Origin of the sequence: Paracoccus sp. (in: a-proteobacteria) (assembly GCF_047973135.1) — a bacterium.
In the GTDB taxonomy this organism is placed as follows: Bacteria; Pseudomonadota; Alphaproteobacteria; order Rhodobacterales; family Rhodobacteraceae; genus Paracoccus.
Map to the genome: position 1 here is coordinate 1 of NZ_JBKEBL010000016.1, position 13410 is coordinate 13410.

A 13410-nucleotide genomic window follows, 5' to 3' on the forward strand; every position below is an offset into this window, starting at 1 on the left:
GATGAATTCCGCGAACAGCGACAGACCAAACAGCACTGAGAAGACCAACAACGACCAATAGGCCCGGCCATTGGCCCGAAAGTTGCGCCAGCGCCGCCGGTTCAACGGCGACAACCCGCCGCGCGGGGCGACATTGGCATCCATACCCGCCATCTCAGGTCTCCCGCGTCTCGAAATCGATCCGCGGATCGATCCAGACATACATCAGGTCCGACACCAGCCCCATGCCCAGCCCGATCAGCCCAAAGACATAGAGCGTGCCGAAGATCACCGGATAATCCCGACTGACCGCCGCCTCAAAGCCCAGCCGGCCCAGCCCATCCAGCGAAAAGATCGTCTCGATCAGGATCGAGGCGCCAAAGAACACGCCCAGAAACATCGCCGGGAAACCCGCGATCACGATCAGCATGGCGTTGCGGAACACATGACCGTAAAGCACTCGCCGCTCGGTCAGGCCCTTGGCGCGCGCCGTCATGACATATTGCTTGTTCACCTCGTCCAGAAAACTGTTCTTGGTCAGCAGCGTCAGCGTCGCAAAGCTGGAGATCGTCGAGGCGATAACCGGCAGCGTCACATGCCAGGCGTAATCCTTGATCTGCCCCCATGTGGACAGATCGGCGAAATTGTCGCTGACCAGCCCGCGCAGGGGAAAAATCTTCCAATAACTGCCCCCCGCGAACAGCACCATCAAGAGCACCGCGAACAGGAAAGCCGGGATCGCATAGGCCATGATGATCACGCCCGAGGTCCATGTGTCAAAACGCGAGCCATCGCGCACCGCCTTGCGAATGCCCAGCGGGATGGAAATCAGATAGGCCAGCAGCGTCGACCACAGCCCCAGCGTGATCGACACCGGCATTTTTTCAACCACCAGATCAACCACGCTGATGGATCGGAACCAACTGGTGCCGAAATCAAAGCGCAGGTAATTGCCCAGCATGGTCAGGAAACGTTCAACCGGCGGTTTGTCGAAACCGAATTCCTTTTCCAGTTGCGCAATGAATTCCGGCGGCAACCCCCGCGCGCCCTGATAGTCCTGTTGCGCCGCCGCGCCGCTATCGCCGCCGCCCGCGATATTGCGAAACACATCGCCCTCGCCCTGAAGCTGCGCCGCGATCTGTTCGATCGGGCCGCCGGGCACGAATTGCGTCAGCGTGAAATTCACCAGCATGATGCCGATCAGCGTGGGAATGATCAGCAGCAAACGCCGCAGGATATAGGCACCCATCAGCCTGCCCTTCTGCCCGCCCCTCGGGGCCAACGGACCTTTCGCGGCCCTGTTCGATTGTCACGCCTTGTCGGCAATCCCGTCCCGGAAATCAAGCCGGATCGCTTATCGCAGCGCGCCCTCGGCTTTCAGCTTCTCGGCCTTTTCGGGGTTAAACCACCAAAAGCTCATTTCTCCCAACGCAAAGTCGGGCAGCACTTCGGGATGTTCGTACATATCATAATAGGCGATCAGATGGTCAGCGTTGTACCATTGCGGCACCCACAGATGCAGCGCCCGCAGCGACCGGTCCAGCGCGCGCGCGGCCACCGTCATCTCTTCGCTGGTCGCGGCCTCTTCGACCCTGAGCATCAGCGCGTCGATGGCGGGGTTCTTCAGACCCAGCAGATTGCTGTCGGTATCCGCAAACTCGGTGCCGAAAACAGGGCGCATTTCCGCCCCCGGAATAGGCGACTGTCCCAGAAAACTGCTGGTAATGTCGAAATCATGGCTGCGTTCCCGTGCCTGCACCTCGGCATTGTCAACCCGCAGGTTCACCGCGTCGATCCCTATGCCGCGCAGGTTTTCGACATAGGGATTCAGCACCCGGTCCAGCGTGACCGAGTCGTTGATGATCTCGACCCGCAGAATTTGTCCATCGGCGTTTCGGCGCATGCCATCTGCCCCCGGAATCCAGCCCGCCGCATCCAGCAATTCCGAGGCCCGCAGCTTGGCCTGCCGGTCGGATGGACGCTCACTCCCCTCGGGCCAGGTATAGGCGGGTTCGGTGAATACCGTGTCCGGCAGGTCGGCGCGCAACGGTTCCAGCAGCGCCAGTTCCTCGTCGGATGGCAGACCGGTCGCTTCCATCGGGCTGTTTTCCCAATAGCTGTTGACGCGATCATAAAGGCCATAGAATTGCTTGTCGTTGGTCCATTTGAAGTTGAACATCAGTCCGATGGCCTCGCGCACACGCGGATCCTGAAACTTCTCGCGCCGCAGGTTGAAAACCCATGCCTGTCCCGACACCGTGGAATTATCGGGCAGCGTTTCCGCCTTGACCCAGCCTTTTTCCAGCGCAGGGAAATTATACGCAGTTGCCCATTTGATCGAGCTGACCTCGTTGCGGAACGTATATTCGCCCGCCGTGAACGCCTGAAAGGCCGCGTCGTAATCGGCGAAATATTCGTAACGCAGCCTGTCAAGGTTGTTTTGTCCGATATTGATCGGCAGATCCTTGCCCCAGTAATCGGGCTGGCGCGTCGCCTCGACCCAACGGCCCATGCTCCAGCCCGTCAGCGCATAGGGGCCGGAACCAAGCAGCGGCTTGTCGAAAGTCTGGTCCAGATGCAGGTCGCGGGATTCGAAATCGGCCTTGGACATAACCGGCAACTGTCCGGCAAAGGAAATGAGCTCGCGTCGCGGATAACCCTCGACAAAGGTGAATCTGACGCGCTGCGGGTCAAGCGCCTCGACCGACGCGATCTGCTGCCGGATCAGCAATGTCAGCGCCGAAGATGCCTCGTCGCGCATCCGCTCGACCGAGAACACCACATCTTCGGCGGTCAGCGGCGTACCATCGGCAAAGCGCGCCTCGGGGCGCAGATTGAAAATCACCCAGTCGCGGCTTTCGGGATATTCAATCGTCTCGCAAAGCAGGCAATAAGCCGCGGCAAAGTCGTTGGCATCGCGGGCGAACATGGGTTCCAGCATTGCCGCCGAAAAGACTGCCGGGCGCCCCTTGAGCGTGAACGGGTTGAAATTGTCGAAATTGCTGCTGTTCGGGATCGACTCGACGATATAGCCGCCCTTCGGCGCGTCCGGGTTGACATAGGGCAAATGCGGAAAATCCGCAGGCAGGGCCAGATCGCCGATGATCGCATAGCCATGGCTTTTGATGATCTTTTCGCCCTCCGCGCTGGTTCCCTGCGATTGGCCGGTGGAGGCCGTGGCAAGAAAAAGGACGGCGGTCAGGGCGAAATGACGCATCGGCGGTCTCCGGGATAAACTGTCGGGGTCACGCTAGGACAGGGCAAGCCTTGGGATCAAGCAGCATTTTCGTGAACGGGGTGGTGCGGGAAGCCGCAGCAAAAAGGGCGCGGCAGACGCCACGCCCCCCGGATCGCGATCCCGCGATCCTTATTTCTGGGTTTCGAGATAAGAGATCAGGTCGGCGCGGTCCTGCGGTTTTTTCAGGCCGGTAAAGGACATCTTGGTGCCTTTCACGACGCCCCTCGGATTGGCAAGGAATTCCTGCAACGCCTCGGGCGTCCATTCGGGGGCCTCGCCCGCATGGGCATGCATCGCGTCGGAATAGCCGAAGCTTGCGACAGAAGCGACCGGGCGGCCCACGATGCCGTTCAGATGCGGGCCGGTGGCATCGCCGCCGTCCAGCTTGTGACAGGCCTTGCATTTGCCGAAATCCTTTTCGCCCTTGGCCGGATCGGCCTGCGCCATCAGCGCGGCAAAGTCGATCTGCTCTTCTTCGACCTCGGCAGCGCCGCCGTCGCCGCTTTCCTCGACCGGGATGGTATAGGCCTGGGCATGTTCCTCGCCTTCGCCGCCATGGCCCGCGCCGCCGACAGTATACAGGCCGCTGGCCGCCCAGTTCGCCAGAAGAAGGAACAAAAGCGCGCCAATCAGTGCGCCGGCTGCCTTGGTCACGGTCATGGTGTTGAACATCGCGTGCGATCCCCGCCTTGGTAAGCTCGTCAATTCGAGCGGTATCTATCCGCTTTCGCTTTGTCTGATCAAGGTATAGTTACCATCCCGACAGTCAAAAAACAGATAGCGGACCCCGGCCATGACCCTTAACCGCATCGCATTTCAGGGCGAACCCGGTGCCTACAGCCACGAAGCCTGCCGCAAGGCACGCCCCGGAATGGAGGCCCTGCCCTGTCGTACCTTCGAGGATGTGATCGAGGCGGTGCGGTCGCGCGAGGCCGATCTGGCCATGCTGCCGGTCGAAAATTCGACCTATGGCCGCGTGGCCGACATCCATCACCTGCTTCCCGAATCCGGCCTGCACATCATTGATGAGGCCTTTGTCCGCGTCCATATCAGCCTGCTGGCCGTGCCCGGCACGACGCTGGATCAGGTCCGCGATGCCATGAGCCATACCGTCCTGCTGGGCCAGTGCCGCAACTTCATGCGCCGACACGGGATTCGCGCGGTGACGGGGGCCGACACGGCGGGTTCGGCGCAAGAGGTCGCAAGGCGCGGCAATCCGTCGCTGGCCGCCCTTGCCGCGCCCCTTGCGGCCGAGATTTACGGGCTGGACCGGCTGGCCGACGAGGTCGAGGACCGCGCCAACAACACCACGCGCTTTCTGATCATGGCGCACGAGCCCGATCTCAGCCGTCGGGCCGAACGGATGCTGACCAGCTTTGTCTTTCGGGTCCGCAACATCCCCGCCGCGCTGTACAAGGCCATGGGCGGTTTCGCGACCAATGGCGTGAACATGACCAAGCTGGAAAGCTATATGGTAGATGGTGTGTTCACCGCGACGCAGTTCTATGCCGATATCGAAGGCCACCCCGAGGATGAAAATGTACGCCGGGCCCTGGATGAACTGGGCTATTTCACCTCGATGCTGAATATTCTGGGTGCCTATCCCGCCGATCCGCTGCGCAAGACACAGGCAAACGGGGGCGACTAGACCACGCCGCGCAGTTCATCGACGAACAGGCCGATTCGACGTTCGAACCGGCGGTCAAGCTGCGCCTTGCCCAGCTTGGCCGTCTGCAACAGCAGACGCGCCCGCATGTTGCGCGGCTTGACGTCGCTTTCGAAAAGCAGGCGCGAGCGGCTGGGGCTAAGCGCGACGATGGTAAAGTCCAGCCTTGTTTCAAATGCTTCCGATAACCCGGCCAGTGACACCCGCTCGGGTCGGTCAAGCTGCGTCAGTTCGAAAGCCACATTCCGCACCTTGCCATGCCAGCGGAAGCGAATCGTCCATGCCGACCCGATTTCGACCTGCGGCTTCGAATCGCTGCGCGACACATGGGCCCCGTGGCGCAGCAAGATCCGTTCGATCCGCCCGAAATCGCTGACCATCGCGAACAAGTCGGCAGCGGAAAGGTCGGTATCGACGCGGGTAGAGAACTTCATGTCTTGCGCCCTGAAAATCAGACGAGTGGAAATCGGGCGACTGGCCCTGGGAAGATGCCGTCAGAGGAACCCCTTTTTTGCCGCCAATGCAATCCTCACACTTGGCCAGTTCGACCTCAAACCCGTATCATCGCCTGTCCTTCGGGGTAGGAAATCCGATTTTTTTCCCGTTTTGCACGATCAAGTCCTTTCAAAGGCCAAAATTCAACCTATAGTTGTTTCATTGCCTGCCATTGATTCCCTGATCATGCGCAGGATCCTGATAAGATTTGGTAAAGATGTCGAGTAACGCATGCCGGACGGGAACCATGTGACGCCAGATTCCTGCCTTGGGGCGGATTCGGAGCAATGCCTGTCGCTGCGCATTCTGGCAACGACCGACATGCATATGAACGTGCTGCCCTATGACTATCTGGCCGACCGGCCCTGTGACCGCCATGGGCTTGCGCGCACGGCCTCGCTGATCGCGCGGGGCCGCCGCCAGAATCCCAATACGCTGCTGCTGGACAATGGCGATTTCCTGCAAGGCAATCCGTTGGGCGACTATGTCGCCGAAAGGCTGCCCCCCCGCCCGGACCGCCCACATCCCGCCATCGCGGCCATGAACGCGCTCGGCTATGACGCGGCGGCGCTGGGGAACCACGATTTCAATTTCGGGTTGCGCTTTTTGCGGGGCGCGGTGGCGGGCGCGCGGTTTCCGGTGCTGGCGGCGAATCTGCGGCTGCACCGGCGACCGGATTTTCCCGGATACACGATCCTGCGGCGGCAGTTTCACGATCAGGGCGGCGCGCCCTGCCTGATGAAGATCGGGGTCATCGGCCTTTTGCCACCCCAGACAGGCGACTGGGATCTGGATCTGTCGGGCCAGCTTGTCTGCGGTGACATCGTCGAAACCGCGCGCAGGCTGGTACCGGTCATGAAGGCAGAGGGGGCCGACCTGATCGTGGCACTGGGTCACACAGGCATCGGCCCGCTGCTCCATCAGCCGGGGATGGAGCATTGCGCCACCGCGCTTGCCGCCGTCGAGGGGATCGATGCGGTCATCGCGGGGCACACCCATCAGGTCTTTCCCGGCCCGCAAATCCCCGCCGGACCGGGCATCGACCCCCGCCGGGGAACGCTTGCGGGAAAGCCTGCGGTGATGGCCGGGTTTGGCGGCTCTCATCTGGGGGTGATCGATCTGGAACTGCGTCCGCTTCGCGATCACGGCTGGAGTGTGGCGGATTTCGCCGTGCGGGCCGAACCTGTGGACCGCGCCCTGCCCGCCTGCCCCGACATCCTGACCCCGATCGAGGACGCCCATCGCGCCACCCTGCGCCATTACCGCCGCCGCGTGGGCCAGACACAGGTGCCTTTGAACAGCTTTTTCTCGCTGCTGGGGCAGGATCATGCGCTGCGGCTGGTCAATACGGCGCAGCGCGATCATGTGCGCGACGCGTTGCGCGGCACCAGATGGGAAAGCCTGCCGGTCCTGTCCGCCGCCGCCCCCTTTCGCGCGGGGGGCCGGGCCGGGCCGGGTCATTACACCGATGTACCCGCCGGGCCGCTGACGCTGCGCAATCTGGCCGATCTCTATCTGTTTCCGAACCGGATCTGCGCGATCCACGTCACCGGCGCCGGCATCGCCGAATGGCTGGAGCGTGCCGCCGGTCAGTTCCGGCAGATCCAGCCCGGAGCAACGGACGCGCCACTGATCAGCGACGATTTTCCCTGCTACAATTTCGACGTGATCGACGGGCTTTCATGGCGTATCGATCTTGCCGCGCCGCGCCGCTTTGGCCCGACCGGCACGCTGCTGAACCCGGATACCGCCCGCATCCAAAATCTGCGCGGCCCCACCGGTCCGGTCCGGTCCGGGGACGAGTTCATTCTGGCCACCAGCACCTATCGCCTGTCGGCCTGCGGCCTGTTCGCCGGTCTGGCGACGGAACGTCCCGTCGCCCTGTCCGACGGGACAGCCACGCAAGAGGTGCTGCGCCGGTTCGTGCGGCGAAACCCGTCGCTGCGCCCGGTTGGTCCGCCGAATTTCTCATTCTGCCCGATGCCCGGCACTTCGGTCCTGTTCGACACCAGCCCCGCCGCGCTGCCCCACCTGAACGGGCTGAGCCTGCCCCCCTTTGAGCAGATCGAATGCACCGGCCAGGGACCGGATGGTTTCGTGCGCCTGAAACTGCACATGTATAGCTGACGGAAGCCAACTTGATCATCAAATCTGTGCGGCATCGGCCTCGGATCAGAAAATTGGGGCCTGACAACAGGATCAGGTAAAGGTCGTCAGCCTTTAGCGGCTTGCATCCCCGCGCCGCCGGCCTTAGATAAGCCGCGAGAGGTTGGCGCGGGCAGGCACCTCGCCAACCCGGTCAGGTCCGGAAGGAAGCAGCCGTAACGAGTCCCGCTTGGGTCGTTGTCCAGCCTCTCACCCCTTACCGCTAACCCTCGCTGCCGGTCCATAACGGCAGACCGCTGTGTTCGGCGACCCGGGGATCGGCGGTGTAAAGCTGCCTGCCCTGTGCGCGCAAGCTGCGGATCACCTGGATATCCACCTCGCCATGCTGGCGTGCATAACCCGCAGTGCCGTGGGCATGCCCGTCGGAACCCGGATCAATGCCCGAGATGATCACCTGACGCGCACCGTTGTGAAAGGCAAGCAGCACACCGGTAATGCCATTGGAATAACGCGCCGCGATGGCCTCTTCGGGGTTATAATTGCTCGTTACCTGTTCATAGAGTGCCATCCTGCGCAAACGGCCCAGAAGGTACAGCTTGTCATAGCGATAGGGAATCGCCGCCAGCCCCCGACGCAGCTTGCGCCACGAACGTCGCCAGCGCACCACATACAGGGTACCGGTCCCATGCCCCGCAAGCACACCCCGGACCTCGTTCGCCTTGGGGCTGCGGCTGGCGATCTGGCTCCAGGTCAGAAGGGTGATGTCAGGATCGCCCAGACCCCACTGTTGCAGGTGATACTGCGCGCCATTGACCGAAATCACCGCAAAGCGGGAATCGAACCCCTCGGGCAGATGGGCGACAGGGGCCGAACCCAGAACCAGCACCGGCCCGGCAAAACTGTGGCGTTTGCGGGGCGGGCGCACCAGTTTCAGCGCGCGGACAATTCTTTTGACAAGCGGATGGGCCATGGCGACAGCTCAGACCGGCCGGAAACCGGGGTCGATGGCCAGAGCCGCCGCGCGCCATTCATCGGCGTAATCGACCTTTTGCCAATCCTTGAACCACGGGCCGCCATTCGTGAAATGCACGGCGTTGGGATAGCCCGAGGCAGGCTTGTCGTTCCATCCCTCAAGCCAGTTCCACGCTGTCGGCAATTCGCCGATCTCGTCATCCCGCGCCCATTGCATCCTGTGCAGATAGGCTCCGGTCTGGCCGTTGATCAGATCAGGTGTCAGTTTGCGCGTCGAGGGGTGGCTGCAGTTGAACAGCATGAAGGATGACCAGTTCTTGCGCGGATAGCTGGTCTGGGTCTTGCCATCCATCTTGACGGTCGCGGTTGGCCGATAATCATGTTTCACGCAAAGAACAGCCTTGGACGGATCAAGATAACGCTCAAGCCCCGCCACATCCGCAAAGAACAGGAAATCGCAATCGCAAAACAGCGCCCAACCGGTGAACCCGGCCAGCCAGGGTGTGAAAAAGCGGGAATAGGTGAATTCGGTCGAGGCAAGCGGATCGACCTCACGCGTGTAGGCACCTTTTTTGACCAGCGCGTCCAGCTTGACCGGATGGATATTCACCGGCTTTCCGGCATGGTCGAGCAGCGATTTTCTGGCGACGTCATAGGCAATCGGTTCTCGGGAATCCCATCCCACATAGATATCAAATGCCATCGCCATACTGCTTTCTCCTATCAACGTTTATCGCCTGAAAATAATACTATTCAGTTTTGTTTTACCTCTGCGGCAACGCAACGTGCCGACTATGGCAGAAGTTCCGCAACCGCAGCATATTGGCACGGCAACCCGTCCGCCACCAGCGCCGGATGTGACGCCACCGCCGGATGATTTGCGTCCCGCGATGGCCGGGGGGGCTGTGCGCCCCCCGGACCCCCTGCAAAAGCCTGCGGCGGGCCGTCTGTCCGGTGACAGGTGTTGCGGACATCTCGTCGGCTACCGTGTGGGGGGCGGGGCCTCACCATCTACAGCCCGACTGCGCGCGTCGCCGCCCCCCGGACGACGGCTGGCGGCGACGCGACGCGGCGGATAGGATGCGGGCATGCCGCGCAAGGCATGCGGGCAAGGAGGGTTGACCGAATGACCACCGGCATTCATCACATCACCGCGATCACGCGCAACGTGCAGAGAAATGTGGATTTCTATGCCGGTTTCCTGGGATTGCGGCTGGTCAAGAAGACCGGCGGCTACGAGGACGGCGCACAGCTTCACCTGGTTTACGGCGACTGGCTTGGCAGCCCCGGTTCGCTGATCACCTTTCTGGTCTGGCAGGATGGCGCGGCGGGCCGTGTCGGGCTTGGGCAGGTCAGCGAGATCGCGCTTGCCATCCCGCCCGTGCATCTGGGCGGCTGGCTGCAAAAGGCGATGGCGGCAGGCATTCCCTTCACTGGTCCGGCGCGGGAACTGGGCGAAACCGTCCTGCGCCTGCGCGATCCTGACGGAATTACCGTCAAGCTGGTGGGCATGGAGATGCCAGCCGCAGCGCCTCTGCCCGACCCGATGGCCCCCCTGCGCATCCGCTCGGCCACCATCCTGACCGGCGACGCACAGGCCACCGCCGCCTTCTTGCGGCGGTTCGGCTATGCCGAGACGCTGCGCGACGGGCCGTTCCTGCGCATGGCTTCGGAAAGCGATGTGATCGACCTGCGGCAATCGGCGGGTTTCGTGACCGGCGCGCAGGGAACCGGAGTCTTTGATCATGTGGCCTTTCGCGCGCCCGATATTCAGGCCGTCCAGCAGATGCGCCTTGAGCTGCGCGACCACGAGGGCGCGACCAATGTCCATGACCGGCAGTATTTCCTGTCTCTTTATGTCCGTGAACCGATGGGAACGCTGTTCGAATATGCAACCGACGGCCCCGGCTTTACGGTGGACGAGGCCGCCGGCGATCTGGGCAGGGTGCTGATGGTGCCGCCGCATGACGCAGCGCGCGCCGACGACCTGCGGGTGATCCTGCCGCAATTTGCGCTGCCCGGCGAGGACAGGATGCCGATGCGCGACCTGCCCTTCATTCACCGCCTGTATGTGCCCGATGATCCCGACGGCTCGGTCATCGTGCTGCTGCATGGAACCGGAGGGGACGAGACCGACCTGATGCCTCTTGCCGCGCGGGTGAACCGGCGTGCAACGCTGCTGGGTGTCCGGGGACGTTCGACCGAAGAGGGGATGAACCGCTGGTTCCGCCGCCTTGACGCAACCACCTTCGATCAGGACGACATCCGTGCCGAGGCCGCCGCCTTTGCCGCCTTTACCGATGGCGCGATGCGCGGATATGGCCTTGATCCCGCGCGGATGGTTTTTCTGGGTTATTCCAACGGCGCGAATCTGCTTGGCGCGGTGCTGCGGCTGCATCCCGGCACCATCCGCCGCGCCATCATGCTGCGCGGGATCGAGGTGCTGGAATCCCCGCCCGTCCCCGATCTGCGCGATGTTTCCGTGCTGCTGCTGTCCGGACAGCGCGATGCCCATGCCCGTCTGGCAACACCGCTGGCCCAGGCGCTGCGCGATGCCGGGGCCAGCCTTGACCAGCGCATGATCGCCGCCGGGCACGAGTTGTCGCCCGAGGATCAGGACATGGCGAAAGGCTGGCTTGGTGGCTGACCACGCGCCCGCGTCACCCGATCAGCCCTTGCAGATCGGTGCCGTCCACATGCTGCAAGACGATATAAGTCTCGCCGTAATGGATGATCGCGCTGTCGCCCGATTGCGCGATCCAGGGATCGTCGTCGCCCTGAAATGTCAGCCGGTCGGCATCGGGATCGAAATCATGGATGATATTGCGACCGTCATGATCGGCAAAGACGAACTCATCCGCGCCAGACCCGCCCCAAAGCTGATCGTTGCCCGGACCCGCGATCAGCCGGTCATTGCCACCGCCGCCAAACAGCCGGTCGTCGCCCGCCTGCCCGAACAGCCGGTCATTGCCAGTCCAGCCGATGATCCGGTCATCGCCATTGCCGCCATCCAGCAAATCGCTGCCAAAGCTGCTGCGCAGCACGTCAGCGCCGTCTTCGCCGAAAATCTGATCGTTGTGCCGCCCGCCGATCAGACGATCCGCCCCGGCCCCGCCGAACAGCCGGTCACTGCCTGCCCCGCCCCGCAGCGTGTCATCGTCCAGCCCGCCCCACAGGCTATCGCGACCGGCATTTCCGACCAGCAGATCGTCGCCGACATGGCCGTACAGCCGATCATTGCCCCGCGCGCCAACCAATATGTCATCGACCATATGGGTGCGGTAATCGGTCACGTTATGCGCCCCTTCCAGCAGCAGCGCCCTGTCGGGGTCCGAAACGATCACCATCAGCAGCTCGTTCGGTTTCAACAGCACCGCCCCCCCTGCCGCCGCCCCGCTTGTGACCTTCATGTCGCCACGCGCATCCACGACGCCATCGGGCTGTTCAACGACCATGGTCCTTTCGTCATACCAGGTCGAATGCGGCGAATCCGCCGGGATGATGTGATGCAGGGCCACATGGCTGCCCTTCAGCCCGCCCAGGTCGATGGTTTCGGCCGCAGATGTCATGTTGCTGACAAAGACGATCCGTTCGTCATGCCCCGCAAAGCCTGTGACCCCCAGGCCCGACGCCACCCCAAGCCCCGCGACCGCCGCCTTGTCCGACAGAACCCGCGTGCCGACCAGATGGGCCGACGCAAGATCAAAGACCTGCCCCATGGGCGTCGCGATGGTCACGACCTGCCCGCCGCGCATTTCGCCCTCGGGCATCTGGGTATCGTAAAGCTTGGTGCTCAGCCATTTATAGCCGCCACCCCAGACGTCAATAGCGTCAATACCCGCATTCACGTAATGGGCAAATTCCTCGATCCACAGGCTTGCCTGGTTGACGCCAAACACCATCCTTGCCCCGGCCGTGCGGGCGATATTGAACTCGGTCAGTTCCAGTTCAAGATCGTGGGAAAACCCCCGGATACCCAGATATTCCTTCATCGCGCCAACCGCCATATCCCGCTGCTGCGCCATCTGGCCGACCTGCGGATCGGGATAGACATGCTGGGTGATCTCACCGACATGAGCGCGGTTGGCCATGCTGATCTGGGCTGCGATCTGACGGCTTTCATCGGCCCCGCTGGCCCGCCACTGCGCACCTGCCTGAAGCCCGATCAGCGGTGCCGCGCCGCCACCGGAACCGGCAAGTTGATCGGCCAGCCGCGCCAGCGCGGGAATTTCCTTGTTGGCGACATAGCCATACTCCGCCGCGCTGAGACTGGCCCAGTATTCGTTGCCGATCTCGAACGCCCGGATCCGCACCTCGGGCATATCGGCCAGCGTGTCCTTCAGCGCAGTCATGTAACGGCCGAATTCAGCCTGACGGAAATGCGCCGTATCGTCCAGAAACTGAAAGGTCGGAATTACGATCGTGACGCTGGCATTCTGCCTGACCGCCTGCGCCAGAAGTTCGCGCAGCGTCATGATGTAATCGGGATCGCCCGGTTCCATCGGCGCGCCGAACATGCGGGCCAGACCACCGTTCTGCCATGTCTGATCTTCTGTCACCCCGCCGCCAGGATAGCGCAAATTCGCCACCGACAATTCGTCCACCATCTGGGTGAACGCAGTGCCGTCTTTCGCCGAATCCAGCGTCAGAATAGAATTCAGCCCGAAATGCGCGGCTGTCACACGTGCCATGTGTGCCTCGATAATTTAAAAGCCCTTGGGCGATTTGCGTTGAAATCAAGCCCGTATTCAGGCTTCATTTGCATACGCTTTTGCCAATCAACTGTTGAAAATTGACTAAACGTCAGCAACTCGGTAGCAATTACCTAATTATAAGTATAATAAAACTATACCAAAGCACGTCAGCGGGTATGTTTCATACCCATCGGTATAGTTTTATATACTTAATTGCCATTCATGTAAGACTTATGAGTATTGCGCTACCGGATTGCGGC

At 62.0% G+C, this 13410-nt stretch carries 10 protein-coding genes, 1 other RNA gene and 1 pseudogene; 4 read left to right on the forward strand and 8 right to left on the reverse strand.

Features of this window, described 5'->3' with window-relative positions:
- The 4 genes and pseudogenes from ACK5L9_RS01105 to ACK5L9_RS01120 form a co-directional block, all read right to left on the reverse strand.
- Positions 1-153, reverse strand: a pseudogene (locus tag ACK5L9_RS01105) (ABC transporter permease); the annotation flags it as partial.
- A 1-nt stretch (position 154) separates the two neighbouring features.
- Positions 155-1228 (reverse strand): microcin C ABC transporter permease YejB, encoded by a 1074-nt coding sequence (locus tag ACK5L9_RS01110; protein ID WP_416909601.1) that lies wholly within the window; start codon positions 1226-1228, stop codon positions 155-157.
- Between the two features lie 105 nt (positions 1229-1333).
- A complete protein-coding gene (locus tag ACK5L9_RS01115) occupies positions 1334-3196 on the reverse strand; it encodes an extracellular solute-binding protein (RefSeq protein WP_416909602.1) in 1863 nt (620 codons plus the stop codon).
- Positions 3197-3346: 150 nt separating this feature from the next.
- A complete protein-coding gene (locus ACK5L9_RS01120) occupies positions 3347-3889 on the reverse strand; it encodes a c-type cytochrome (protein WP_416909603.1) in 543 nt (180 codons plus the stop codon).
- Between the two features lie 121 nt (positions 3890-4010).
- Here ACK5L9_RS01120 and ACK5L9_RS01125 point away from each other — a divergent pair, with 121 nt between their 5' ends.
- Positions 4011-4865: a prephenate dehydratase gene (locus tag ACK5L9_RS01125; RefSeq protein WP_416909604.1), complete on the forward strand. Its 855-nt coding sequence runs from the start codon at positions 4011-4013 to the stop codon at positions 4863-4865.
- On the opposite strand, the gene ACK5L9_RS01130 is transcribed toward ACK5L9_RS01125, so the two are convergent.
- Positions 4862-5317: a hypothetical protein gene (locus ACK5L9_RS01130; protein ID WP_416909605.1), complete on the reverse strand. Its 456-nt coding sequence runs from the start codon at positions 5315-5317 to the stop codon at positions 4862-4864. The genes ACK5L9_RS01125 and ACK5L9_RS01130 overlap by 4 nt on opposite strands.
- Before the next feature lie 292 nt (positions 5318-5609).
- Here ACK5L9_RS01130 and ACK5L9_RS01135 point away from each other — a divergent pair, with 292 nt between their 5' ends.
- The gene (locus ACK5L9_RS01135) at positions 5610-7505 is read left to right on the forward strand and encodes a bifunctional 2',3'-cyclic-nucleotide 2'-phosphodiesterase/3'-nucleotidase (protein WP_416909606.1); all 1896 of its coding nucleotides are present in this window, start codon (positions 5610-5612) and stop codon (positions 7503-7505) included.
- A 135-nt stretch (positions 7506-7640) separates the two neighbouring features.
- Positions 7641-7739: signal recognition particle sRNA small type (gene ffs, locus ACK5L9_RS01140), an RNA gene on the forward strand.
- 7 nt (positions 7740-7746) lie between these two features.
- On the opposite strand, the gene ACK5L9_RS01145 is transcribed toward ffs, so the two are convergent.
- Both ACK5L9_RS01145 and ACK5L9_RS01150 read right to left on the reverse strand, forming a co-directional pair.
- Positions 7747-8454 (reverse strand): hypothetical protein, encoded by a 708-nt coding sequence (locus ACK5L9_RS01145; protein WP_416909607.1) that lies wholly within the window; start codon positions 8452-8454, stop codon positions 7747-7749.
- A 9-nt stretch (positions 8455-8463) separates the two neighbouring features.
- Positions 8464-9165, reverse strand: coding sequence for a hypothetical protein (locus tag ACK5L9_RS01150; protein ID WP_416909608.1), 702 nt, complete (start codon positions 9163-9165; stop codon positions 8464-8466).
- A gap of 417 nt (positions 9166-9582) precedes the next feature.
- On the opposite strand from ACK5L9_RS01150, the gene ACK5L9_RS01155 reads away from it, so the two are divergent.
- The gene (locus ACK5L9_RS01155) at positions 9583-11103 is read left to right on the forward strand and encodes a VOC family protein (RefSeq protein WP_416909609.1); all 1521 of its coding nucleotides are present in this window, start codon (positions 9583-9585) and stop codon (positions 11101-11103) included.
- A gap of 13 nt (positions 11104-11116) precedes the next feature.
- On the opposite strand, the gene ACK5L9_RS01160 is transcribed toward ACK5L9_RS01155, so the two are convergent.
- Positions 11117-13147 (reverse strand): calcium-binding protein, encoded by a 2031-nt coding sequence (locus ACK5L9_RS01160; RefSeq protein ID WP_416909610.1) that lies wholly within the window; start codon positions 13145-13147, stop codon positions 11117-11119.
- Positions 13148-13410 lie beyond the last annotated feature (263 nt).

What these genes read in the sequence shown, in the direction of transcription:
- ACK5L9_RS01115 (WP_416909602.1), bottom strand. Translation starts at nt 3,196, where the DNA reads ATGCGTCATTTCGCCCTGACCGCCGTCCTTTTTCTTGCCACGGCCTCC.
- ACK5L9_RS01125 (WP_416909604.1), top strand. Translation starts at nt 4,011, where the DNA reads ATGACCCTTAACCGCATCGCATTTCAGGGCGAACCCGGTGCCTACAGC.
- ACK5L9_RS01120 (WP_416909603.1), bottom strand. Translation starts at nt 3,889, where the DNA reads ATGTTCAACACCATGACCGTGACCAAGGCAGCCGGCGCACTGATTGGC.
- ACK5L9_RS01155 (WP_416909609.1), top strand. Translation starts at nt 9,583, where the DNA reads ATGACCACCGGCATTCATCACATCACCGCGATCACGCGCAACGTGCAG.
- ACK5L9_RS01135 (WP_416909606.1), top strand. Translation starts at nt 5,610, where the DNA reads ATGCCGGACGGGAACCATGTGACGCCAGATTCCTGCCTTGGGGCGGAT.
- ACK5L9_RS01150 (WP_416909608.1), bottom strand. Translation starts at nt 9,165, where the DNA reads ATGGCGATGGCATTTGATATCTATGTGGGATGGGATTCCCGAGAACCG.
- ACK5L9_RS01110 (WP_416909601.1), bottom strand. Translation starts at nt 1,228, where the DNA reads ATGGGTGCCTATATCCTGCGGCGTTTGCTGCTGATCATTCCCACGCTG.
- ACK5L9_RS01145 (WP_416909607.1), bottom strand. Translation starts at nt 8,454, where the DNA reads ATGGCCCATCCGCTTGTCAAAAGAATTGTCCGCGCGCTGAAACTGGTG.
- ACK5L9_RS01130 (WP_416909605.1), bottom strand. Translation starts at nt 5,317, where the DNA reads ATGAAGTTCTCTACCCGCGTCGATACCGACCTTTCCGCTGCCGACTTG.
- ACK5L9_RS01160 (WP_416909610.1), bottom strand. Translation starts at nt 13,147, where the DNA reads ATGGCACGTGTGACAGCCGCGCATTTCGGGCTGAATTCTATTCTGACG.